This is a genomic window from Marinobacter sp. LV10R520-4 (assembly GCF_002563815.1).
In the GTDB taxonomy this organism is placed as follows: Bacteria; Pseudomonadota; Gammaproteobacteria; order Pseudomonadales; family Oleiphilaceae; genus Marinobacter.
This window is the reverse complement of the sequence record NZ_PDJM01000001.1, coordinates 817,064-841,667: the sequence shown is the minus strand read 5'-3', so window position 1 is coordinate 841,667 and position 24,604 is coordinate 817,064. Positions and strand designations below refer to the sequence as shown.

Annotated in this window: 20 protein-coding genes; 13 read left to right on the top strand and 7 right to left on the bottom strand. The window is 56.0% G+C overall.

The genetic code is table 11. The features are described 5' to 3' along the window. The first annotated feature begins 7 nt into the window (after positions 1-7). Positions 8-1,204 carry a class I SAM-dependent rRNA methyltransferase gene (locus tag ATG98_RS03955; protein ID WP_098419596.1) on the top strand — a complete coding sequence of 399 codons (1,197 nt, stop codon included), beginning with the start codon at positions 8-10 and terminating at the stop codon, positions 1,202-1,204. Positions 1,205-1,253: 49 nt separating this feature from the next. Here ATG98_RS03955 and ATG98_RS03950 read toward each other — a convergent pair whose 3' ends face one another. Continuing rightward, positions 1,254-1,910 (bottom strand): HAD family hydrolase, encoded by a 657-nt coding sequence (locus tag ATG98_RS03950; protein WP_098422188.1) that lies wholly within the window; start codon positions 1,908-1,910, stop codon positions 1,254-1,256. Between the two features lie 196 nt (positions 1,911-2,106). Between ATG98_RS03950 and ATG98_RS03945 the strand changes: the two genes are divergently transcribed. From ATG98_RS03945 to ATG98_RS03935, 3 genes are read left to right on the top strand one after another with little or no spacing between them, the layout of a single operon-like run. Continuing rightward, positions 2,107-2,634, top strand: a complete 528-nt coding sequence (locus ATG98_RS03945; RefSeq protein ID WP_098419594.1) for an RNA pyrophosphohydrolase — start codon at positions 2,107-2,109, stop codon at positions 2,632-2,634. A gap of 18 nt (positions 2,635-2,652) precedes the next feature. Then, positions 2,653-4,965, top strand: a complete 2,313-nt coding sequence (ptsP, locus tag ATG98_RS03940; protein ID WP_098422187.1) for a phosphoenolpyruvate--protein phosphotransferase — start codon at positions 2,653-2,655, stop codon at positions 4,963-4,965. Positions 4,966-4,986: 21 nt separating this feature from the next. Then, positions 4,987-6,255, top strand: a complete 1,269-nt coding sequence (locus ATG98_RS03935; RefSeq protein ID WP_098422186.1) for a patatin-like phospholipase family protein — start codon at positions 4,987-4,989, stop codon at positions 6,253-6,255. A gap of 54 nt (positions 6,256-6,309) precedes the next feature. Here ATG98_RS03935 and hslU read toward each other — a convergent pair whose 3' ends face one another. The 5 genes from hslU to ATG98_RS03910 all read right to left on the bottom strand — a co-directional run bounded on the left by hslU (position 6,310) and on the right by ATG98_RS03910 (position 12,932). Continuing rightward, the gene (hslU, locus tag ATG98_RS03930) at positions 6,310-7,638 is read right to left on the bottom strand and encodes an ATP-dependent protease ATPase subunit HslU (RefSeq protein ID WP_098422185.1); all 1,329 of its coding nucleotides are present in this window, start codon (positions 7,636-7,638) and stop codon (positions 6,310-6,312) included. Between the two features lie 12 nt (positions 7,639-7,650). After that, on the bottom strand, positions 7,651-8,181 hold the full coding sequence (gene hslV, locus ATG98_RS03925) for an ATP-dependent protease subunit HslV (protein WP_098419590.1): 531 nt from the start codon (positions 8,179-8,181) through the stop codon (positions 7,651-7,653). 116 nt (positions 8,182-8,297) lie between these two features. Further along, positions 8,298-8,933 (bottom strand): SPOR domain-containing protein, encoded by a 636-nt coding sequence (locus ATG98_RS03920; protein WP_098419589.1) that lies wholly within the window; start codon positions 8,931-8,933, stop codon positions 8,298-8,300. 8 nt (positions 8,934-8,941) lie between these two features. After that, entirely contained in the window at positions 8,942-10,627 is a 1,686-nt protein-coding gene (gene argS, locus ATG98_RS03915; RefSeq protein ID WP_098424364.1) for an arginine--tRNA ligase, read from the bottom strand. Between the two features lie 142 nt (positions 10,628-10,769). Then, entirely contained in the window at positions 10,770-12,932 is a 2,163-nt protein-coding gene (locus tag ATG98_RS03910; protein ID WP_098422184.1) for a primosomal protein N', read from the bottom strand. Between the two features lie 315 nt (positions 12,933-13,247). Between ATG98_RS03910 and rpmE the strand changes: the two genes are divergently transcribed. Beyond that, on the top strand, positions 13,248-13,472 hold the full coding sequence (rpmE, locus tag ATG98_RS03905; protein ID WP_098419587.1) for a 50S ribosomal protein L31: 225 nt from the start codon (positions 13,248-13,250) through the stop codon (positions 13,470-13,472). 267 nt (positions 13,473-13,739) lie between these two features. Then, complete coding sequence (locus ATG98_RS03900) at positions 13,740-15,005, top strand: malic enzyme-like NAD(P)-binding protein (protein ID WP_098419586.1); 1,266 nt, start codon at positions 13,740-13,742, stop codon at positions 15,003-15,005. Positions 15,006-15,130: 125 nt separating this feature from the next. Here the strand turns inward: ATG98_RS03900 and ATG98_RS03895 are convergent, their stop codons facing one another. After that, on the bottom strand, positions 15,131-17,668 hold the full coding sequence (locus ATG98_RS03895) for a penicillin-binding protein 1A (protein ID WP_098422183.1): 2,538 nt from the start codon (positions 17,666-17,668) through the stop codon (positions 15,131-15,133). A 193-nt stretch (positions 17,669-17,861) separates the two neighbouring features. On the opposite strand from ATG98_RS03895, the gene ATG98_RS03890 reads away from it, so the two are divergent. The 7 genes from ATG98_RS03890 to aroB all read left to right on the top strand — a co-directional run bounded on the left by ATG98_RS03890 (position 17,862) and on the right by aroB (position 24,585). After that, positions 17,862-18,926, top strand: coding sequence for a pilus assembly protein PilM (locus ATG98_RS03890; RefSeq protein ID WP_098419584.1), 1,065 nt, complete (start codon positions 17,862-17,864; stop codon positions 18,924-18,926). After that, on the top strand, positions 18,926-19,492 hold the full coding sequence (locus ATG98_RS03885; protein ID WP_098419583.1) for a PilN domain-containing protein: 567 nt from the start codon (positions 18,926-18,928) through the stop codon (positions 19,490-19,492). The genes ATG98_RS03890 and ATG98_RS03885 overlap by 1 nt, the downstream gene beginning before the upstream one ends. After that, positions 19,492-20,103, top strand: a complete 612-nt coding sequence (locus ATG98_RS03880) for a type 4a pilus biogenesis protein PilO (protein WP_098419582.1) — start codon at positions 19,492-19,494, stop codon at positions 20,101-20,103. The genes ATG98_RS03885 and ATG98_RS03880 overlap by 1 nt, the downstream gene beginning before the upstream one ends. Before the next feature lie 2 nt (positions 20,104-20,105). Beyond that, positions 20,106-20,678 (top strand): pilus assembly protein PilP, encoded by a 573-nt coding sequence (locus ATG98_RS03875; RefSeq protein ID WP_098419581.1) that lies wholly within the window; start codon positions 20,106-20,108, stop codon positions 20,676-20,678. Next, positions 20,678-22,795 carry a type IV pilus secretin PilQ gene (gene pilQ, locus ATG98_RS03870; protein ID WP_098421726.1) on the top strand — a complete coding sequence of 706 codons (2,118 nt, stop codon included), beginning with the start codon at positions 20,678-20,680 and terminating at the stop codon, positions 22,793-22,795. Before ATG98_RS03875 ends, pilQ begins: the two co-directional genes overlap by 1 nt. Before the next feature lie 139 nt (positions 22,796-22,934). Then, entirely contained in the window at positions 22,935-23,501 is a 567-nt protein-coding gene (aroK, locus tag ATG98_RS03865) for a shikimate kinase AroK (RefSeq protein WP_098419580.1), read from the top strand. Further along, the gene (aroB, locus tag ATG98_RS03860) at positions 23,494-24,585 is read left to right on the top strand and encodes a 3-dehydroquinate synthase (protein WP_098422182.1); all 1,092 of its coding nucleotides are present in this window, start codon (positions 23,494-23,496) and stop codon (positions 24,583-24,585) included. The genes aroK and aroB overlap by 8 nt, the downstream gene beginning before the upstream one ends. The last annotated feature ends 19 nt before the right edge of the window (positions 24,586-24,604 follow it).

Below are 24,604 nucleotides of genomic sequence, written 5' to 3'. Positions count from 1 at the left end.
CTCTTTTATGAATTTTCCGGTTTTATACCTTCGCAAGGGCGCAGAGCGCCGTCTGCGGGCAGGCCATTTATGGGTCTACAGCAATGAAGTGGATATCAAACGCTCGCCGCTGACCGGCTTTGAGGCCGGTGTTCAGGCAGAGCTGCGCGCATCGAACGACAAGCCTTTGGGCACCGTGTTTGTGAACCCCCATGCGCTGATTTGTGGCCGGCTGATTAGCCGTGACCCAACCCATGGTATGACACCACAACGCCTGACCCAACGCATGGAAGTGGCGCTGGAACTGCGCCAGCGTTTGTTTAACAAGCCGTTTTACCGCTGGGTGTTTGGTGACAGCGATGGCTTGTCCGGGCTGGTGATTGACCGCTTCGGCGACACCGTGGTGGTGCAAATTTCCAGCGCCGGTATGGAGCAGATGAAAGACTCCATCGTACGGGCAATACAAAGGCTGACCCAGGCCAGCTCTATTGTGCTGAAGAACGACGGCAAAATGCGCAAAGTGGAGGGCCTGGAAAGCTATGTGGAACAGGCCCACGGCAACGCCCCTGACATGCTTCAGCTGGAAGAGAACGGCGTGAAATTTGAAGTGCCGCTGGCTGGCGGGCAAAAAACTGGCTGGTTTTACGACCATCGCATGAACCGCGCGCGGTTGCAGGCCTACGCGCCGGGCAAGCGGGTGTTGGATGTATTCAGTTACGTCGGCGGTTGGGGCATACAGGCCGCCAGTGCCGGTGCCACCAGCGTAACCTGCATAGACAGTTCAGCGTCAGCCATTGAATCGGTGCACCACAACGCCCGCCTGAACGGACTGACCAACGTTGACACCATTGAAGGCGACGCCTTTGACGCGTTAAAAACATTGGCGGATGAAAAGCAGAAATTCGACATTGTGGTGCTAGACCCGCCTGCACTGATACCCCGCCGCCGCGACCAGAAAGCCGGTGAACAGGCCTATGCCCGCTTGAATCAGCTGGGTTTGCGCCTGCTGGAACGGGACGGCTTACTGGTATCGGCGTCTTGCTCCATGCACTTGTCCCAGGAAAAGCTGGTGGACATCATTCGCGGCAGCGGCCGCAAAATTGACCGCTTTGTGCAGCTGCTGGAGCAGGGCCATCAGGCGCCAGATCACCCGATTATTCCGGGCATTGCGGAAACCGATTACATCAAATCCTGTTTTGTGCGTTCGCTAACCGGGTTTTTATAGGCCCGGCTGTCAGTATCAGCGGGACAGACTTCAAGTCTGTCCCCGAGCCTTAATCCCGCAGCGACATAACGGGCCAACCGCGCTCGCGGGCCATGGCTTCCAGGCGCGAATCCGGATCGACCACCACCGGATTTGCAACCTGCTCCAGCAGCGGCGCATCGTTGATGGAATCGCTGTAAAACCAGGCACCGTCCAAAGTCTCATCGTTTTCACTCAGCCACTGCTTCAGGCGCGTTACCTTTCCACCCTGAAAACTGGGCGTGCCCGACACCTCGCCGGTTATGCGGCCGTTCACCACTTCCGGGTTGGTGGCAATCAAGTGCTCAATGCCCAAAAGATCGGCGATTGGCCTGGTAATAAAATGATTGGTGGCGGTAATAATCATCAGTGTGTGGCCCTGGCTGCGGTGGTGTTGCAGCAGCTCGGCAGCCTTGGTTTGCAGCATTGGCTGCACGTGGTTGGCCATAAAACGCTCGCGCATGGCGTGCAATTCGTCCATTGAAAACTGCGCCAGGGGTTCCAGCACAAAACGCTGATAGCGAAATACGTCCAGCTCGCCGTTCAGGTAATCCTGATAAAACCGGTCATTGGCTTTGCGGTGCGCATCGGCGTCTACAATGCCTTGCGCCGCCAGAAAAACGCCCCAGGCGTGGTCGCTGTCGCCGTTCAGCAAGGTGTTATCCAGATCGAATATGGCCAGAGTCATCATTTTGCCTCGGTGATTAAAGTGTCTGAAAGCCGGCACTTACCGGCATCTTGACGTGTGCGGCAGTTTATCATGACCGCACGCAAACAGCCGTGATTGCCGATTTCTTGAGATTCTGCAAGAATGAGAGCAACTTGGAAAAATCTGACCGTCGCATCTTGCCGCGGTTAACCGACTCTTAAAGAGGTACTGTACCGTGATTGACTCCGACGGTTTCAGACCCAACGTCGGAATCATTCTGGCCAACCACAAAGGGCAAGTGTTGTGGGCGAGGCGCATAGGCCAAAACTCCTGGCAGTTCCCGCAAGGCGGAATTCATCAGGATGAAACACCGGAACAGGCATTGTACCGGGAGCTTGGGGAGGAAGTCGGGCTGTGCGCCCGCGATGTGGAAATTATCAGTTGTACGCGGGGCTGGTTACGATACCGCTTGCCGCGGCGGATGGTTCGCCACAATTCGCACCCGTTGTGCGTAGGTCAAAAACAGAAATGGTTCCTGCTGAGGATGCTTTCGCCAGACGCGCAGGTATGCGTAGACGGTACCGATTCACCGGAATTCGACGGCTGGCAGTGGGTAAGCTACTGGTATCCGTTAGGGCAGGTGATTTCATTCAAAAAAGAAGTCTACCGACGTGCGCTGCGCGAGCTGGCGCCGCGCCTGTTCCATGACATGGAGCAGGCGCGACGTGCCGAGCACAACCGGCGCTCGAAGGAACAATCATGACGACGGGCTAATCCCAACATGCTGAGTACATTGCGAACGATCGTCCAGGAAGTAAACAGCGCCCGCGACCTGCAGGAGGCGCTGAGCATTATTGTTTCGCGTGTGCAAAAAGCCATGAACACCGAAGTGTGTTCGGTGTATCTGCTAGACCCTGCCACCAACCGCTACGTACTGATGGCCACCGAAGGGCTCTACCGCAAAGCCGTGGGCAAGGTAAGCCTGGGTTACTCCGAGGGTCTTATAGGCCTTGTGGGCTCGCGGGAAGAGCCTATTAATCTGGAAGATGCGCCGTCCCATCCCCGTTACCGTTACTTTCCTGAAACCGGCGAAGAACGCTTCCGCTCATTTCTGGGTGTGCCCATTATTCACCATCGCCGCCTGATGGGTGTTCTGGTGGTGCAGCAGCGTGAGAGTTCCCGCAGTTTTAATGAAGGCGAAGAAGCCTTTATGGTGACCATTTCGGCTCAGCTCAGCGGGGTCATCGCCCACAGTGAAGCCACCGGCGCCATTGGCGGTTTGTCGCTCACCGGCGAAGAAGCCCATGACATCGGTTTTGACGGCGTGCCCGGTGCCCCCGGCGTGGCCATTGGCACCGGCGTAACCGTATACCCGGCGGCAGACCTTGACCTGGTGCCAGAAAAAACCACGGATGATATCGAGCACGAACTGGACCTGTTCCAGTGCGCGGTAAACGCCGTGCGCGAAGACATCGAACGGGTGGCCGCAAGACTGGCCTCGCAGCTGAGGCCGCAGGAGCAGGCGTTGTTCGATGTGTACCTGCGCATGCTCAGCGATGAAGCCCTGCCGGACGAAGTTAACGGTAAAATTCGCGAAGGCAACTGGGCCCAGGGCTCGCTGAAACAGGTTGTACAGCAGTACGTGCGCAATTTCGAGATGATGGATGACCATTATCTGCAGGAGCGGGCGGTAGACGTGCGCGACCTGGGCCGGCGTTTGTTGTCACACCTGCAGGAAGGCGAGCAAGCCGGTCTGGAATACCCCGAACGCACCGTATTGGTGAGCGAAGAAATTACCCCCGCCATGCTGGGTGAGGTGCCCAAGGGTCAGTTGGTGGGCCTGGTATCGGTGAAAGGCTCCAGCAACTCCCACGTGGCTATTCTGGCCCGCGCCATGGGCATACCCACGGTCATGGGGCTGGTAGACATACCGATTAACCAGCTTGACGGCAAAGAGTTGGTGGTTGACGGCTTTGAAGGCCAGATATTTGCCTCGCCGTCTGCCGACCTGCGTGCTTATTACGAGCTTATCTGCAAAGAAGAGAACGAACTGATTCGTGGCCTGGAAGCCCTGCGTGACCTGCCTTGCGAAACCACGGATCATCACCGGGTATCAATGCTGGTAAACACTGGCTTGATGACTGATGTGTTGCGTTCGCTGACCCACGGCGCCGAAGGTATTGGCCTGTACCGCACCGAAGTGCCGTTCATGATGAAAGACAGGTTCCCTTCGGAACAGGAACAGCGCGAATACTACCGGGAGCAGCTGGAAGCCTTTGCGCCAAATCCTGTGACCATGCGCACTCTGGATGTCGGCGGCGACAAATACCTGCCGTATTTCCCGATTCACGAGGAAAACCCCTTTCTGGGTTGGCGTGGTATACGGGTAACCCTGGACCACCCGGAGATTTTCCAGCTGCAGGTGCGGGCCATGATGAAGGCCAGTGAAGGCCTGAACAATTTGCAGATTATGCTGCCGATGATCAGCAATATTTCCGAAGTGGAAGAGTCCCTGCACCTGATTTACCGCGTATATCACGAAGTGCGTGAAGACGGTTACAGCATCCATATGCCAAAAGTGGGTGTCATGATTGAAGTGCCGGCGGCGGTATACCAGATACGCGAACTGGCCGACCGGGTGGATTTCCTGTCGGTGGGTACCAACGATTTAACCCAGTATCTGCTGGCGGTAGACCGTAACAACCCCCGTGTGGCGTCGCTTTACCATTCTTACCACCCGGCTGTGCTGCAGGCGCTGGTGCGTATCGCCCAGGACGCCCACGCCGTGGGCAAACCGGTGGGCGTATGCGGCGAGCTGGCGGGGGACCCGGGCGGCGCCGTATTGCTGATGGCCATGGGCTACGATTCACTGTCGATGAACGCCGCCAGCTTGCCAAAAGTGAAATCGGTGATTCGCAGCGTCAGTCTTGAATGGGCGACAAACCTGTTAGAGGACATCTTGCTGTTGGATTCGCCCCATGTGATCAAAAGCTGTGTCGACCTGGCGCTGCGTAATGCCGGATTTGGCCGCTATATGCGGCCTGGAAAATCCACTGGCAAAACTTTGGCAGAGGTTGCCTCGGCATCCGCCTGAATAATTTGAGAAGGCCAAGCTATGAATAACGGCAAACTTACAAAAAAAAACCAGCCGGCAAACGCAAAGAACGGTAACAAACCCCGAATCGGTCTGGCGTTAGGCGGTGGCGGCCCGATTGGCGGCATTTATGAAATAGGTGCGCTGAGAGCGCTGGACGAAGCTCTGGAAGGGCTGGACTTCAACGATCTGGATGTTTACGTAGGCGTGAACTCGGGGTCGTTTGTGGCGGCTCATCTGGTAAACCAGGTAACCACGGCTCAGCTGTGTCGAATTTTTGTGCGCAACGAATCCGAATTGCACCCGTTTCATCCCGGTGTTTTTTACCGTCCGGCGTTCGCTGAAATGGGCCGCCGCCTGCTCGCTATACCCGGGCTGATTACTACGGCGCTCACCCGCTTCTTTCACAACCCCTACGATCAGAGCCTGCTGGAAGCCTTGACCATTCTGGCCCAGGCCGCACCTGCCGGGCTGTTTAATAACGAAGGCCTGCATCATTACTTAAGGCGTGCGTTCACCATGCTGGGCCGCACCAACGATTTTCGCCAACTCAAGCACCAGCTGTTCATTGTGGCCGCCGATGTGGAGAGTTCGAAGTCGGTGTGTTTTGGTGCGCCGGGGTTTGACGCCGTGCCCATCTCCAAAGCCATTCAGGCCAGTACTGCTTCGGCTGGCATTTACGTACCGGTGGAAATAGACGGCCATTACTACGTCGATGGAACCCTGCGCAAAGGCCTGCACGCCTCGGTAGCGTTTGACCATCAGGCGGATCTGGTGCTGGCAATCAATCCCCAGGTACCGCTAGATGCCACTGCCGCCATGAAAGCCGGTACTTTGGCAGCCGGCGAGATGACCCGCTCTGGTATGCCCAATGTGCTGGCGCAAACCTACCGCACCATGGTGCATTCGCGCATGCAGTCCGGGATAGACCGTTACGCTCAGGACTATCCAGACAAAGACATTGTGCTGTTTGAGCCCAGCAGTGACGACGCCCTTCTGTTTGGCGCCAATGTGTTCAGTTTTGAATCGCGGCGTTTGCTGTGCGAACACGCCTATCAGGCTACTCGACGCGATTTGCGCCTTCGCGCCGCAGAATTCGAGCCCAAATTGGCGAAATACGGCATTGCCCTGCGTCACGACTATCTGAATGACGCAGATCGCACGGTCAGCACCAGTCTGTTTGGCGAGCCACCACAGGCCACGTTAAAGGCAAAAACGCAGACACAAAAAAGCCGGCTCGTGGCCGGCTTGCAAAGCGTTAACGGGCAAACAGAAAAGGCTCGGTCCTGATAGCGCGCGACCAGACGGCATTCCTGCCCTGGTCGCGGCTTTAGCTATCGCCCGCTACAGAATGTAGCGGCTTAAATCTTCGTCTTCCGCCAGTTTACCCAGCTTTTCCTCGACGTACTCGGCAGTCACTTCGAATTGTTCCGTCACCTTGTCGCCGGCATCGAATGACAGGCTCTCCAGCAGTCTTTCCAGCATGGTGTGCAAACGCCGCGCGCCGATGTTTTCGGTGTTCTCGTTCACTTTCCACGCCACTTCGGCCAAACGGGTGATGGCGTCGTCGGTAAAGCTGAGTTTCAGGCCTTCGGCGCCCATCAAAGCTTCGTACTGCTGCACCAGCGAGGCATCCGGCTCGGTCAGAATTCGCTTGAAATCGTTTGGCGTCAGCGGATGCAGTTCTACCCGAATAGGCAGGCGGCCCTGCAGCTCTGGAATCAAGTCTGACGGCTTGGTCAGATGGAAGGCACCAGAGGCGATAAACAGGATGTGATCGGTACGAATAGCGCCGTACTTGGTGGTGACCGTGCTGCCTTCAATCAGCGGCAGAAGGTCACGCTGAACGCCCTCGCGGGACACATCCGAGGAGGTGTTTTCAGAGCGTTTGGCCACTTTGTCGATTTCATCCAGAAACACGATGCCGTTTTGCTCAACAGCCTGTACCGCTTTCTGTTTGATTTCTTCTTCATTCACCAGCTTGCCGGCTTCTTCGTCTTTCGCCCGGCGCAGGGCATCGGCCACCCGCATCTTGCGGGTTTTACGCTTGTCTTGGGACATGTTGGCAAACATGCTTTGCAGCTGGTTGGTCATTTCTTCCATGCCCGGCGGCGCCATGATTTCAACGCCGGCGCTGCTGTTGCGCAGATCAATCTCGATTTCTTTGTCGTCCAGCTCGCCTTCCCGCAGTTTTTTACGGAACATCTGGCGGGTAGTCGACTCTTCCTTCGGCTTGCTGTCGTTGTTGACATCCCGCGCCGGTGGCAACAGGGCGTCTAGAATGCGATCTTCCGCGGCGTCCAGAGCGCTGTTTTCGTGGCGCTTCATTTCCTGCTCACGGAGCATTTTCACCGCCATGTCAGCCAAGTCGCGAATGATGGAATCTACATCGCGACCGACATAACCCACTTCGGTGAATTTGGTGGCTTCCACTTTCAGAAAGGGTGCGTCGGCCAGTTTGGCCAGGCGCCGGGCAATTTCGGTTTTACCGACACCGGTGGGGCCAATCATCAGAATGTTTTTGGGGCTGATTTCTTCACGCAGCTCTTCGTTGAGCTGCATCCGGCGCCAGCGATTGCGCAGGGCAATCGCTACCGCGCGCTTGGCTTCCTGCTGGCCAACAATGTGTTTGTCCAGTTCGAGGACAATTTCTCTGGGAGTCAGTGCAGACATGATCGCTCCGGCTTAATCGTTGGCAGAAAGCACTTCAATGGTGCGGTTCTGGTTGGTGTAAATACAGATGTCAGCCGCTATGATCAGGCCTTTTTCGGTAATTTCGCGGGCACTCATGTTGGTGTTCTCTAGCAGCGCGCGGGCGGATGCCTGGGCGAAAGGGCCGCCGGAGCCAATGGCAATCAGGCCCATTTCTGGCTCTATAACATCACCGTTGCCGGTAATGATGAGTGAGGCAGTTTTATCGGCCACCGCCAGCAGGGCCTCAAGTTTTCGTAACGCCCGGTCTGATCGCCAGTCTTTGGCCAGCTCCACCGCGGCGCGGGTCAGGTTGCCGTTGTGTTTTTCCAGCTGCGCTTCGAAGCGCTCGAACAGGGTGAACGCATCGGCGGTACCCCCGGCAAAGCCCGCCAGCACCTGGCCGTTGTACAAACGGCGCACTTTGCGGGCGTTGCCCTTCATCACGGTGTTGCCAAGGGACACCTGGCCGTCACCGCCCATGGTGACTTCGTCGTCGCGGCGTACGGAAAGTATGGTGGTCATGTGGGCTCCAGTTGCCTGATCGAATGTGTTAGCGCAGTTATGGAGGCAGCGCCGCGATTTTCAAGGCAGAACGTTCAGCGCTCAGTGTTAGATTTACGCATCAGGAGCAAAAGAGACTAACCCTTTTTGGGGATTTTCCGCACCAGCGGCTGAATGCTGATAGACACCAACTTGTCCACAGCAGCGTTCATGTGACTGCGGGATGTAAACGGGCCTACATTCACCCGATACCACACATTGCCGTCTTCCAGATCGATTTTTTGCACCGCTGCGCGCAAACCCTGGAAAGCAATTTCGGCGCGCTGGCGCTCGGCATCTTCGGCCTTGCGGAACGAGCCGGACTGCAGCATGTAATCCACTTGCGGGCGGCCCGGTCCGGGCGTGTATTCGTCTACCGTAGACGGCATCACCTCGGTTTCCGGTAGCATTTCGTAAAAGTGAAAATTGGGTTTGGTAGCTTCCGGTTTTGCCAGCGCCGGTGCTTTGGCCGGTGCGGGCTGAACCGTGGGTGTGGCGCTTTTAGCGGGTGCGTCACTGCCGGGTAAGCTGTTCAAGTACACAATGAAGCCGATAAAACCGCCCACTGCCGCCAGTGCCAATACCGATTTCATCGACAGGCTTCCGTGTTGAGCCCGGGCCGGAGCCGCCGCTTTCGGCGCTCGGGTGAGGGCAGGCCGGGCCGGCTTGCCCGGCTTTTGACGAGGCGTAGTGGCCTGGTTAGGTGACGATTTGCGGGCGTAGTCTCGCGGCATTTTTTTGGTTACATCTCTTCCGGAGCGCTAACGCCCAGCAGGCCCAGGCCATTTTCGATCACCTGGCGTACGGCCAGGTACAAGCTGATGCGGGCATCGCGCAGGGCGGTGTCTTCAATCAGCACCTTATGGGCGTTGTAATAGCTGTGGAACAGGCCGGCCAATTCTCGCAGGTACTGGCTCAGCGTGTGGGGCTCGCGCTGGGCAGCGGCGCTGGCGACCAGCTCTGGATATTTCGCCAACTGGTTAGCGAGTTCTTTTTCTTCATCCAGCGTCAGCAGAGTCAGGTCGCCTACGCATTCGTGACGGCCTCGCTGTACACCTTCGGCAGCCAGTTTGCGCAACACGCTGCAAATGCGGGCGTGAGCGTACTGGATGTAATACACCGGGTTTTCGTTGGTTTGCGAGCGCGCAAGATCAATGTCAAAGGTTAGCTGGGAATCCACTCGCCGTGCGGCCAGGAAGAAACGGGTGGCGTCGCGGCCTACTTCTTCAATCAGGTCGCTGAGGGTGACATAGCTGCCCGCGCGCTTGGAGATTTTCACCTCTTCACCGCCGCGGGTCACCATCACCATCTGGTGCAGCACATAATCTGGCCAACCTTCTGGAATACCGATATTCAACGCCTGCAAACCGGCGCGAACCCGGGTAACGGTTGAATGGTGGTCGGCGCCCTGTTCGTTAATAACCGTGCTGAAACCGCGCTGCCACTTGTCCAGATGATAGGCCACATCCGGCACAAAATAGGTGTAGCCGCCGTCGGTTTTGCGCATAACCCGGTCTTTGTCGTCGCCAAATTCGGTGGTTTTCAGCCACAGTGCGCCGCCATCCTCGTAGGTGTAGCCGTTTTCCTGCAGGCGCTTTACGGTGGCTTCAACCTTGCCGTCGTTGTACAGCGACGATTCCAGAAAATACGCGTCGAATTCGACGCCAAAGGCCTTCAGATCAGAATCTTGCTCGCGGCGCAGATAGGCCACGGCAAAATCCGTGATGGCTTCAAGGTTGTCTGGCTCGGCCTGGCCGGTCACCGAGCGGTCGTCCGCTGTAATCGTCTTGCCGGCTAGATAGGCCTCGGCCACGTCGGCAATATAGTCGCCGCGGTAACCATTTTCAGGCCAGCTTTCGTGATCCGGTGTCAGGCCTTTTACCCGGGCCTGAACGGACAGCCCCAGGTTGTTGATCTGGGCGCCCGCGTCGTTGTAATAAAACTCGCGGGTAACCTGGTAGCCGTTCGCATCCAGCAGCCGACAAATGCAGTCACCGATTGCAGCACCACGGCCGTGGCCCACGTGCAAAGGGCCGGTGGGGTTGGCGGAAACAAACTCTACCTGGACTTTTTCGCCCTTGCCGCTTTGGTTGCAGCCAAAGTTTCCAGCCTGTTCTAGAACCGTATTCACAACGCCAAAGGCGCTGGCCGTACTCATGAAAAAGTTGATAAAACCCGGCCCGGCAATCTCTACTTTGTCGACCGCTGCACTGGCCGGCAAGTTGGCTACCAGCGCCTCCGCCAGTTTGCGCGGCGCACAGCCAGCGGACTTGGCTGCCATCAGCGCAATGTTACACGCATAATCGCCGTGGGATTTGTCTTTGGTATTGCCAATCTGTGGCGCAAAGCTTTGATCTGCCGGCAAAACGCCTTCAGATTGCAGCGCGGCCAGGGCAGACTGAAGCAGGTCGGAAACGGTCTCTTTCATGCTGTTGAATAGCTCGGCTGAACGGAAGTGGAAATGGGGCAGCGCGCCCACCAGAGTAGAAGCGCTCCATTATCGCGGAAACTGGTTTTGTAAGCAAAAGCCAGGCGGAATGGTAGAGGGTGACAGAGCGTGACAGAAGACACTAGCCTGTCTCCTGCGGGTCTACGTCGATCATCCAGCGGCTGCCGGAGGGTTGTTTTTGTTGATCCAGATGCTGGCAAACGTCGGCGAGGATTTTGTTCAGGCGCTTGCGGTTATCAGCGTTTAACACCAGCTGGGCGCGGTAGCGGTCGGCGCGACGGGCAATCAACGCTGGCAGTGGGCCCCAGATTTCCAGGCCCGGTGCCTGGGCAAGGGGTTTTATGGTGTCCAGTATCTGCAAACTTTTTTCCATGGTGTCGGCTTCGGCGCGGAAGATGGCCATGGCACGGTAGGGCGGCAGCTGGCCGCCTTCGCGCTCGGCCAAAAGCTGTTTGGCCATATCCCCGTAGCGGCCCGTGCAAAGTGTTCTTAGCAGTGGGTGGTCGCTATGGCAGGTCTGCACCAGCACGGTGCCGGGCTTGTCGCCTCGACCCGCACGGCCGCTGACCTGCAGCAGGGTTTGTAGAAGCTGTTCCGGGGCGCGGAAGTCTACGCTGAACAGGCCGCCGTCGGCGTTCACCACAACCACCAATGTGACATTGGCAAAATCGTGGCCTTTGGCCAGCATTTGAGTGCCCACCAAGATGCAAGGCTCGCCGGTGTTTACGGTTTTCAGAATGGCTTGGATACTGCCTTTACGTTGGGTGCTGTCGCGGTCAACCCGCACCACCGGGGTGTCAGGGAAGGCGGTGGTTAGTATGTCTTCGCTACGCTCGGTGCCCTGGCCCACAGGCTTGAACGCATCACTTTGGCACTTCGGGCACTGGGTTGTTGCGGCGGCCTGAAAGTCGCAGTGGTGGCAACGCATGGCGTTATCGCGGCGGTGATAAGTCAGGCGGGTATCGCAGCGAGGGCACTCCACCATGTGGCCGCAGTCAAAACACATCATGACCGGCGCGAAGCCGCGGCGGTTCACATACACCAATACCTGCTCGCCGTTGTCCAGAACCTGTTTGATAGCGTTAAGGGCGGGGCGCGACAGGCCGCCTTCTAAAGGCCGGCTGCGAATGTCCAGCAGTTTTATATGCGGTGGCCTGGCGTTGCCGGCCCGCTCCTCCAGTGTGGCCAAGGTGTATTTGCCCTGCTGCGCGTTGTACCAGGATTCCAGCGAGGGCGTGGCCGAGCCGAGTATCACCGGGCATTTGTTCAGGTGGGCGCGGTATACCGCAAGGTCTCGCGCCGAATAACGAAAGCCTTCGCCCTGCTTGTAGGAGCTGTCATGCTCTTCATCCACAATCAGCGTGCGCAAACCGGTAAAGGGCAGCAAAACCGCCGAGCGGGTGCCGATAAGTATGACCGGTTCGCCGTGGCGTATTTTCAGCCAGGTGTCCAGGCGTTCGCTGTCGTTCAGTGCCGAATGCCACACCACAATCCGCTGGCCAAAATAGCGCTGGAAGCGGGCCACGGTTTGCGGTGTCAGGTTTATTTCCGGCACCAGCACCAGGGCCTGATCTTGTTCACCCAAATGTTGTTTTAGGTAGTGCAGGTAGATTTCCGTTTTGCCGCTGCCGGTGATGCCGTATAGAAGGCAGGCGTTAAAGCCCTGAGCCGGGTCTGGGAGCTGCGCGGCGGTATCTGTTTGTGCCGGTGATAAGGTGGGCGCCGCAAAGCTCTCTGTTGAGGCTGTTGCCAGCACAGGTTCGGCGGCTTCAATCAGCTGCTTTTGTTCCAGGGTCTTCAACTGGCTGCGATTAAAGCCGGCACTTAGAATGGCGCTTGTTGCCGCGCCCTGGGAATATTGCAAGAGCCAGGCTAGCAAGGCTTTTTGACGGTGGGCCTGGGGTGGCAGCTCCGCACCGCTGCTGCGGGCTTGCCACCAGGCTTCGGTTTTGCGCAATGCTGGCCGGCCGCGCCTGAGGGCTGGCGGCAAAGCCGTAAACAGGCATTCACCCAAGGGGTGCTGGTAATAGTCGCTGGCCCAACTTAGCAGCCGCAGTGTTTCCCTTGGCAGCGCAGGCCAGTCTTCCATAGCGCTTCGAACCGGCTTTAGCGGAACCCCGGGCGGCGGGGTTACGCCAACCGCAGTTACCAGACCGGTTATCTGCTGGCGGCCAAAGGGAACCTGAACCCGCTGGCCGGGCTGAAGGCTTAGGCCGGCGCCAAGGGTATAGTCAAACAGCCGCCGCAGCGGGCGGTTCATGGCGATGCGTACAACCCTGGTCACGGGTTTTGCGCATCTGAATGGAAGTTGTGCCTGGCAGGCGCTGCAATGGCTATTGGTGTCACGGTATGTTCGTATCCTTGTGCAGGCGCCATTTGCGGCGGCCTGCGCCGGTGGGCATTGGAATTCAGGAGTGTGGCGCTTGCCTGGGTGGCAGTTTGCACGTAATATTCGCGCTCTGTTGGGCAGGGCCGATTGTGCCCCGTCTCTCTTATTGATTCAAATATGCGGTGCCTGGCATACGGAACACTCTCCGGAACATTCTTCGGAACAGCCGTAATCGTGACCAGGTGGCGGCATAACCTGACGAGGTTCGCCATGAAAGAAGGTATCCACCCTAAGTACGAAAACATCACCGCTACCTGTTCTTGCGGTAATGTGATCCATACCCGTTCTACCGTTGGACGTGACCTGCAGTTAGACGTGTGTTCACAGTGTCACCCGTTCTATACCGGCAAGCAGAAAGTTATGGATACCGGCGGCCGTATTGACCGTTTCCAGAAGCGTTTCGGTGGTCGTATTGTTGGCAAGAAAGAAGATTAATGCCAGCGAATTGCGAAAAAGCGCCTTTGGGCGCTTTTTTTTGTCCCAAGAAAATGACGGAGCTGGCATCTGTGGTCGAACATACGCAATAAGACGTATTGACGCTTCACCGGGTGATAGGATTGCCCTTGTCGTTTTCTGCGGCGCGGGCCATAATGCTGCCCCCGCTATAAGTACATCGGTAGTTCAGTACACTGAAAGTTCAGTATACCGAAAGTTCAGTACGGCGGCTTTACACCCTTAAACGTGACAAACGGAATAGTGGCAATGTCTCAAGATCTGAAAGAAGCAGCCCTTGAATATCACGCCAAGCCGCGGCCTGGCAAGCTGAGTGTAGAAATCAGCAAGCCTACGAAAACAGCCCGCGATCTGGCATTGGCTTACAGTCCCGGGGTAGCCGAGCCGGTCCGCGAGATCGCCCGTGATCCGGAAAATGCCTATAAATACACCATGAAAGGCAATCTGGTGGCGGTCATTACTGACGGCACCGCGATTTTGGGTCTGGGTAATCTTGGCCCATTGGCCAGCAAGCCGGTAATGGAAGGTAAAGGCCTTCTTTTCAAGCGCTTTGCCGGTATCGATGTATTTGATATTGAAGTCAATTCTGAAAGCCCTCAGGCTTTTATTGAAACCGTTGAACGCATTGCCGATACCTTTGGAGGCATCAACCTCGAAGATATCAAAGCGCCCGAGTGTTTTGAAATCGAGCGGGCGCTGATTGAAAAGTGCAGCATACCTGTATTCCACGACGATCAGCACGGTACCGCCATTGTAACGGCCGCCGGCATGCTCAACGCGCTGGAACTGCAGGGCAAGAAAATCGAAGAAGCCACCATTGTGTGCCTGGGTGCCGGCGCTGCCGCCATTGCCTGCATGAAGCTGTTGATCAGCTGTGGTGCGCGTTCCGAGAATATCTTTATGCTGGACCGCAAGGGTGTGATCCACTCTGGCCGCGACGATTTGAACCAGTACAAGGCGATGTTCGCCAACGACACTGACAAGCGTACTCTGGACGACGCCATCGACGGCGCCGATGTGTTTGTGGGTTTGTCTGGCCCGGACTTGCTGAGCGGTGAACAGCTCAAGAAAATGGCACCTAACCCGGTTGTATTCGCCTGTTCAAATCCGGATCCGGAAATTGACCCGGCGATTGCTAACGCAGTGCGCGATGATCTGATCTTGGCTACTGGCCGCTCAGATTACCCTAACCAGGTGAACAACGTGCTGGGCTTCCCCTTCATTTTCCGTGGCGCTCTGGATGTTCGTGCGACAGTGATTAACGAAGAGATGAAGATTGCTGCGGTAAACGCTATCCGCGAATTGGCCAAAGAGCCTGTGCCGCAGGACATCTGTGAAGCTTACGGCGCTGACAGCTTCGAGTTCGGCAGGAATTACATTATTCCAAAGCCGATGGACGTGCGTTTGCTGGAAATGGTTCCGGCCGCTGTTGCCCGTGCAGCAGTTGACAGCGGTGTAGCTCGTAACCCGTACCCGGCGCATTACCCGCTTAAATCCATGGACGATATTATTTAATCGGCCAGGCGTTAAGCGAATAAAAAACCGGCGGTGCCCATTTAATAATGGCTCTGCCGGTTTTTTTGTGGGCGCTCGATTCGCTATTTAGAATAACTGCATTTAGGCCAACCGTGACCCGTTGCCTAGAACAGCTGCCGCGAAATATCGTCGGTGTCGCCCGTTCCCAATCCGCCGCGTTCTTCTGCGCTGATGGCCTCGGGTTCGTCTTCTTCACGGAACAGCTCGAATACGCCCTCATCGCCGGGGTGGACGCGCCTGCCGGTATCTGCATTAATGCGCACATTCACAATGCCATTGGGGCGCGGCATATTCGCAGAGGGCGTCTGGTCCAGAGCAACTTTCATGTAGTCGATCCAGATGGGCAGGGCGGTGCTAGCGCCGAATTCGTTTCGGCCCAAGGGTGCTGGCTGGTCAAAGCCGACCCAGGAAATAACCGCCTGCTGGTAGTTGAAGCCGGCAAACCAGGTGTCTATTTGCTCGTTGGTGGTACCGGTTTTTCCAGCAAGATCGTCCCGGTTCAGAGCGCTGGCACGGCGACCGGTGCCCAGTTTGATTACGTCACGCATCATGGAGTGCAAAATGTACACCGAACGCTCGTCGGCCAGTCTTGGCATCAGTCGGGCTGGCGCTTGCACAACGCTATCCAGAGGGTCGGCGCTCAGTTCGGTCACAATAAAATCGTCGTTTGTGTCACCGCTGTTGTCTGTGTCCTGCAAGCCGATGTCTTCAATTTCAACGACGTTACCGCAATTGCTGTCGCAAAGAATCACTTCAGGTGCTTTGTAAATCGCCGTGCCGCGCGCGTCGTCAATTTGGCGGATCAGGAAAGGCTGTACGTCATAGCCACCGTTGGCAATAACGGCCATGCCCCGCGCCAGTTCAATTGGTGATAGCAAGCCGCTGCCCAAGGCCAGAGATAGATTGGCGGGCATGTCTGCAGTGGGTACTTTTAGCTGTTCGAGGTAATCCAGCATCGGCTGGATGCCCAGGTCGCGCAGCAAACGGACAGACACCAGGTTGCGTGAGCGGTACAGGGCTTCGCGCAGGCGTGTTGGGCCGTAGAACTGGCCGGATGAATTTTGCGGGCGCCACGCAATTTCCTGACCTTTTTCTTCCAGAACGATGGGCGAGTCATTAATCAGCGTTGCCGGGGTAAAGCCGGATTCCAGAGCGTTCAGGTAAAGAAATGGCTTAAACGTGGAGCCGGGTTGACGCTTGGCCTGGATAGCGCGGTTGTATTTGCTTTGCCCGAAGCTATAGCCGCCACTCAGTGCTTCGATGGCACCGGTTTCTGCGGTTAAGGCGATCAGCGCGCCTTCTACTCGCGGCACCTGATACAGCGCTACGTTTCGCACCATGTCGGTAAGATCTTGCACTTGGATGTCGTCGGTGGGCTGCGGAGCCGGGTTATTCAGCGCTTTTACATAAACCACATCGCCAGGGCTGAGCACGTCTGACGGTTTTTTTGGCGCCGGGCCGGTCAGGTTTTCTGTGCGGTAACGCTGGGCCCACGTCATGGTGTCAAGTGCCATGGTTACGGGGCCAAAGAAACGGGCATGCAGCTTGGCTGTGCCGTTATTGTCATCGGTTTGCAGAACCACCGCAGGAATTAGCGGCCCGGTTCTCGGGTAAGGGCGCAGGGCCGCGGCGAGTTCGTTGGCGTTCAATGATTTTGTGTCAATGGTTCCCACCGCACCGCGAAATCCGTGACGCCGATCATAGGCTTCCAGTCCCTGGCGCAGGGCGTCAGTGGCCGTTTGCTGTTTTACGCTGTCTACGGTCAGGGTTACCGAATAGCCATCGGTGTAGGCGTTATCGCCAAAGCGCCTGACCATTTCGGAGCGGGCCATTTCAGCGACGTAGTCGGCGTCCACTTCGGTTTCGGTGGCATTATAGGTGGCTGTCAATTCGGCATTAACGGCTTGTTCGTAGTCGTCCTGAGAAATCATCTCAAGCTCTTTCATGCGCCCCAATATCCAGTTTCGCCGTGCCAGAGCGCGGCTTGGATTTGCCAAGGGGTTAAAAGCCGACGGTGCCTTTGGCAGGCCGGCCAGCATGGCCATTTGGGCCAGCGTTAATTCGTTCACGGGTTTGTTGTAATAAACCTGGCTGGCGGCAGCAATGCCGTAGGCGCGGTTGCCTAGATAGATCTTGTTCAGGTAAAGCTCAAAGATTGTGTCTTTGTCCAGCTCACGCTCAATTTGCAGAGCCAACAGAATTTCGTTGAATTTACGAATGAACGTGCGATCTCGCGACAAAAAGTAGTTTTTTGCTACCTGCATGGTAATGGTGCTGCCGCCGGACTGTATTTGGCCGGTAGAAGCCAGTTCCAGTGCGGCTCGCGCTAAACCTCTTATGTCCACGCCGAAGTGCTCATAAAAACGGGCGTCCTCTGCAGCGAGAAATGCTTGCAGTTGGCGCTCGGGAACTTGCTCGATTGTGACGGGTGCCCTTCTTTTTTCACCAAATTCTGCTATTAATTTGCCGTCCTGACTGAATATCCGCAGCGGTGTTTGCAGCTTTATATCAAACAACTGCTCGGCGGCGGGCAGGCCGGGCCGAAGATACAAATAGAAGCCGGAACCGAGGACAAGGGCAACACTCAGTCCGGTTAGAAAAAGCCAGATGAAAAGGCGAGAAGTACGCATCAAATAGGACATTTTTTTCTGACAACAGTTGGATATAGGTCTATGATTTGAACCATTGTATTAGGAAGGAAGACTACTTCGCTGATACAAAAGCCCTGCGTTAAGAACAATAGGGATTGTAATCGGAATACAGAAGAATTTCTCTTAAATAAAAAACATATAAAGTACATAACCGGCTGCAATTAACCAGTTATAGGGTGAGCGCGTGTTTGGATATTTCGGGAAGAAATCCTGTGCTGTGCTGGGCTTGGACATAAGCTCAAGCTCGGTCAAGCTCTTGGAGCTGTCAAAACAGGGCGACCGCTTTCGGGTTGAAAGCTACGCCGTCGAACCTTTACCTGCAAATGCCGTGGTGGAAAAGAACATCACGAACGTCGAAGCCGTAGGTGACGTGATCAAACGTGTGGTATCCAAATCCCGCTCCGGCGTCAAGCAAGTGGCCGTTGCCGTGTCCGGTTCCGCGGTGATCACCAAAGTGATCCAGATGGATGGCGGCATTAACGAATTCGAAATGGAAGACCAGATTGCCCTGGAGGCCGACCAATACATTCCTTATCAGCTGGATGAAGTCGCGATTGATTTCGAGGTACAGGGTCCCTCTGAAGCCAATCCGGATAAGGTTGATGTACTGATTGCTGCCTGCCGCAAAGAGAACGTTGATGTGCGCCAAGGCGCACTGGATATTGCCGGCCTGACCACCAAAGTGGTTGACGTAGAGGCCTATGCCCTCGAACGTGCCTATCAACTGATTGAATCGCAATTGAACTCCCACGCCGACGATCTGGTTGTGGCGATCATGGATGTGGGCGCCACCATGGCTACGCTGAGCGTGATTGCCGAAGGCAAAACTGTGTATACCCGCGAACAGGTTTTTGGTGGCAAACAGCTAACCGAAGAAATCCAGCGCCGCTATGGTCTGTCGCTGGAGGAAGCCGGCCTGGCCAAAAAGCAGGGTGGTTTGCCCGACGATTATGAAGCCGAAGTGCTGAATCCGTTTCGCGAGGCGGTGGTGCAGCAAGTCGCTCGGGCGATGCAGTTCTTTTTTGGTGCCAGCCAGTACAACTCGGTGGATTATGTGGTTTTGGCCGGCGGCACTTCGGCAATACCCGGGCTTGTTGACATGGTAGAGGAAAAAACGGGCACGCCCACGCTGGTAGCCAACCCGTTCGCGGACATGGCTGTGAGCTCGCGGGTTAATGCGTCGGCGTTGAGTAACGATGCCCCCTCGTTGATGATCGCGTGTGGTCTGGCAATGAGGAGCTTCGACTGATGGCAAGAATCAATCTTCGGCCTTGGCGTGAAGAGCTGCGCGCAGAAAAACAGAAACAGTTTGTGGTGATGCTGCTGGGCGCTGCCATTATTGCAGGCGGTTTGGCGTTTTTGTGGAAAAATAATGTAGACAGCCGCATTGCTTACCAACAATCCCGCAATGCTTATATTTCAACAGCCACTAGCAAGCTTGATGAGCAGATTAAAGAAATTGAAAGCCTGAAGCGTAAACGTAACGAGCTGCTGGCGCGCATGAAGGTCATTCAGGACTTGCAGGGCAAGCGCCCGGTTATTGTGCGGGTATTCGACGAGCTGGTCCGCACCGTGCCCGATGGCCTGTATTTCAATGATCTGAAGAAAGTCGGTGACCGCCTGGATGTTGTAGGTATGGCAGAGTCTAACAGCCGGATTTCGTCGCTGATGCGGCAATTTGAAGATTCCGACTGGTTTACCAATCCCAATCTGTCCAACGTGTCGGCGGCGGATGCCCGCCGTGCAGGTTACAGTCAGTTCAATCTGTCCGTCAGTCAGCAAACCCCTGGCGTCGTTGAAGGGGAGGAGAAATAATGAGCCTAGCGGACTCGCTGAAAAGCCTGAACGAATTCGATATCAACGATCTGGACATGAATAACGCCGGTATCTGGCCGGCACCGGTCAAAGCCATTGTGCTTCTGCTGGTGTTTGGCTTGATTATGGGTGGCGGCTACTGGTTCTTTATAAAAGACCAGTTTGCGCAACTGGACCGGGTGAAAAGTACAGAGCTGGAGCTGCGCCAGAGTTATGAGAGCAAGGCTTATCAGGTGGCTAACCTCAGCGTGTTCAAAGCGCAGATGGTCGAAATGGAAGAGACCTTCGGGGCGCTGGTACGTCAGTTGCCGAGTGAAACCGAAGTGCCAGGCCTTTTGGAAGACATTACCAATACCGCGCTGGGTAGCGGTCTGGCTTTGCAGGAAGTGAAGCTGCAGCCGGAGCAGAAACGGGATTTTTATTCCGAATTGCCTATAAATATTCGGGTGTCGGGCTCATACCATAAGCTGGCTGCGTTTGTTAGCAGCGTGGCGAGCTTGCCGCGTATTGTGACTTTGCATGATTTGACCATCAAACCCACCGGAGCGGACAACGATCAGCTGGACATGCAGGTTGTTGCCCGGACCTATCGCTACCGGGCCGGAGAATGAGCATGACGGTAAACCATGCCGGAAAAGCCTGTCTGGGCCTGTGCCTGGCATTGTCGCTGACAGCCTGCTCCCAGAGCAGCGGCTTTTCCGATCTTGACGTGTTTATGGAAGAGACCCGCGCAAAACCCCGGGGTTTTGTCGAACCATTGCCGGAGTTCAACGCTTACGAGGCGTTTAGCTATTCGGCGGCAGATCAGCGCTCGCCGTTTGAGCCGCCCATCGACGTGCAGTTGACGATGATCAGCGAGCAGGAACAGCAAGCGATGAGTGACGTAAAGCCGGATCTGGACCGGCCGCGGGAAGTGCTGGAAAACTTCGATCTGAAAGATCTGGATATGGTGGGCACCCTGCGTAACAGTGCAGGCACGCTGTTTGCCTTGTTAAAAGACAACAGTGGCGGCATTCACCGTATCAACAGCGGCAATTTTATCGGTAAAAACTACGGTCGTATTGTGGGTGTAGGCGAGACCCGCGTCGAACTGTTGGAAATCGTGCCCGACGGCCGTGGCGGATGGGTAGAACGCCCGCGCCAACTGTCGCTGGACGAAGGTGATAGCGATGGAGCGGCACGATGATGAATAACAGCAATATGAATGCACAAAAATGCTTGAAGCCGAGGCTAGCGATGTTCAAAAAACTCAACGTAATTGTCTGCGCGTTAACCGTTGGGTTTTTGTCCAGCCTGGCTAGCGCTGCCACTTTGCAGGATGTGTCGTTTTCTTCTTTACCCGGGGATCGGCTGGAAGTGACTTTGCAGTTTGACGGCCCACCGCCTGAGCCGACGGGTTACACCATTGAACGCCCGGCCCGTATTGCGGTAGACCTGAAAGACACCACCAGCGCTCTGGGTGCCCGCAGCCTGCCGCTGGGTAGCGGGAATGCGCAAAGCATGACCGTTGTTGAAACCAACGACCGCACCCGCCTTATTTTCAACCTGATTGAGCTGGTTCCTTACACCACACAGCGCGATAAAAACTCGTTGGTTATGATTATTGGCGGCGATTCCGCCGACGTAGCCAGTGACGTTTCTGGATCTGACGTTGCCAGCCCTGTTGCCTCGTCAGCGGACGCAGCGCCGGCGTTGGTGGGCGTTGATTTTCGTCGCGGCGCACAAGGTGAAGGCCGTGTGGTGGTGCGTCTGGCCAGTGCGACGACTCAGGTTGACCTGAGCGAGCTGGGCGGAAAAATTCGCCTGACCATGCCGGATCTGACCGTGCCCGAGCGCCTGCGCCGCCGTCTGGACGTCACAGATTTCGCCACGCCGGTACAACGGATCGACACCTTTATTGAGGGTGGCAGTGCGGTCATAGAAATTCGTCCGGAAGGTGATTACGACTACATTGCGTACCAGTCTGGCAACGAATTTACCGTGAGTGTTGAACGGCTAAGCGAGGAAGAGGCGGAAACCCGCCGCGAGGAGAAGTTCCCGTATTCCGGCGAAAAGCTCTCGCTAAACTTTCAGGATATTGAAGTTCGTTCGGTGCTTCAGCTGATTGCCGATTTTACCGGCTTGAACCTGGTGGCCAGTGACACCGTTGGTGGCAGCATTACTCTGCGCTTGCAGAACGTGCCTTGGGATCAGGCGCTGGATCTGATTTTGAAAACCAAAGGCCTGGACAAGCGCCAGATCGGCAACGTGTTACTGGTAGCGCCGGCTGACGAAATTGCGGCTCGTGAACGGCTGGAACTGGAAACCAGTAAGCAAATCGCTGAGCTGGCTCCGGTGCGCCTTGACATCATTCAGGTCAATTACGCCAAAGCGGCGGAAGTGGTAGCGCTGGTGCAGGCTGACCAAGAGCTTATTTCCAGCCGCGGTTTCATTTCCTCAGACGCCCGAACCAACACCATCAGTGTGCGTGAAACCATTGAGAAACTCGATGAGATCCGTCGCCTGGTGTCCACTTGGGATGTGCCCGGGCGTCAGGTTTCCATCGAAGCCAGGATTGTACGTGCGCAGACCAGCGTGGCCGAGAGCCTGGGCGTTCGCTGGGGCGGTGCTTCTTATGGTAATAATGGCAACAACGAAACGATTGTTGGTGGTTCTCTGGAAACGGTCGGCGGTGTAATGAGCGCCGACGGTGCGAATTCAACTTCGGTTACCTTCCCTGGCGCTTTGGCGGTAGATCTTGGCGTATCTGGCGATAGTGCCTCATCGTTTGCGGTTGGTTTCAGTGGCGGCGACTTTCTGGTAGACCTTGAGCTGTCGGCTTTGGAAAGCGATGGCAAAGCAGAAATTGTGTCTCAGCCACGAGTTGTAACCGCGGATCGCCAGACCGCGTCTATCAAATCGGGTACGGAAATTCCGTATCAGGAAGCCAGCAGCAGCGGCGCCACCACTACGTCGTTTAAAGAAGCGGTGTTGTCATTGGAGGTAACGCCGCAGATCACACCGGATGACAAAATCATCATGGACCTTGAGGTGAATCAAGACTCCCGTGGCGAAGACACCCCCGACGGCCCGGCCATAAACACCAACTCGGTGACAACTCAGGTACTGGTCGCCAACGGTGAAACCATCGTTCTGGGCGGTATTTTCGAATCGACCAACACCGAAACTACTACCAAAACACCGTTCTTGGGCGACATTCCCTACCTGGGTAGGTTGTTCAAGCGCACCCAGAGCACTGAGCTGCGCAGTGAACTGCTGATTTTCATTACTCCGAAAATCATCAAAAACGACCTGGTTCGGTAAGTTATCCGCAACAAAAAAACCGCCGCTGCAAATCGGCGGTTTTTTTGTGTTCGGGAAACCCGCTGCAGAACTGGACAATCTTATAGAATGACGGCCCCTATGCTATTCTGACCGGCTTGAACCCTATTGAGCGGACGTTATGTTGTTGCCCAAGCGAGTTATTCTGGTTGGTCCCATGGGGGCCGGTAAAAGTACCATCGGCCGTATGCTGGCGCGTGAGCTGGGCTACCGCTTTTTGGATACCGACCGAATTATTGAAGAGCGCTGCGGTGCCAATATTCCCTGGATTTTTGACGTAGAGGGTGAAGACGGCTTCCGCCAGCGCGAAACCGCCATGCTGAGCGAACTGTCTACCGAGGCCGGTATCGTTCTGGCTACGGGCGGAGGCGCGGTTACGCGCGACGTAAATCACGAACTGCTGCGCCGTAATTCAGTGATTGTTTACCTGCGCACCTCGGTTGAGCACCAGGTAGAACGCACTCGCAAAGACCGCAATCGTCCGCTGTTGCAAACAGCGGATCCGGAAGCCGTGCTGCGCCATCTGTTTGCAATCCGTGACCCCATTTACACTGAGTTGGCCACCATCACCATGTACACGGATCGCAAGAGCCCGCGCTTGGTGGTGCGCCAACTGATTAATCTGCTGAACCCGAAAACACCCCGCCATATACGCCAGATTCGAAAGGAAGGTCGTCATCATGCCTGAATTACTCCGTGAACTTGAGGTAGATCTGGGTGAGCGCAGCTATCCGATACTGATTGGCCGGCAACTGTTGGGCCAATACGATTTAACGCCTTATGTTGGCGGATCTCAGGTGATGATTGTGTCCAACGACACCGTGGCCCCGCTTTATCTGGAGCAGGCAAAAGCCTGTTTTTCAGGCAAGCAGGTAGACTCGGTGATTTTGCCAGACGGCGAAAAACACAAAGACTGGCAAACCCTGAATCTGATTTTTGATGCGCTGCTGCAGCACAGGCACAATCGTACTACCACCCTGGTAGCCCTGGGCGGAGGCGTAGTGGGGGACATGACAGGGTTTGCGGCGGCAAGCTACCAGCGCGGCGTAGCGTTCATCCAGATTCCAACAACGCTGCTGTCGCAGGTGGATTCCTCTGTTGGTGGCAAAACCGGCATCAATCACCCCTTGGGTAAAAACATGATAGGGGCTTTCCATCAGCCCCAAGCCGTGCTGATTGATACCGATACCCTGGTGACGCTGCCAGACCGGGAAGTGTGTGCCGGGATGGCGGAAATCATCAAATACGGTCTGATTCGTGATCTGCCTTTGCTGCACTGGCTGGATAAGAATCTTGGGTCTTTGCTCAAAAAAGATCCGCTGCACGTGGCAGAGGCCATTTACCGTTCTTGCGTCTGCAAGGCGGAAGTGGTGGCCATTGATGAACGCGAAGGCGGTCTAAGGGCAATACTCAATCTTGGCCACACCTTCGGCCACGCTATCGAGACGTTCGCCGGCTATGGCAACTGGTTACACGGGGAAGCCGTTGGCACCGGCATGTTGATGGCCGCGGATCTGTCCGCCCGCGAAGGTTTTATCAGTGCCGCCGAATGTCAGCAGATTTGCAGCCTTATCAGCCGTGCCGGATTGCCGCCGCTGGCGCCTGCAGCTATGGGCCCGGACGACTTCATAGAGCTGATGGCGGTGGATAAAAAGAATATAGACGGGCAGCTCAGGCTGGTTCTGCTGCAGGCGGTGGGCGAAGCGGTTGTGACCGCCAAAGCTGCGCGCGAAAACCTTGAAGCAACCCTGAACGCTTTTTGCCAGCGTTGAACACCGAGCCCGAGACGAC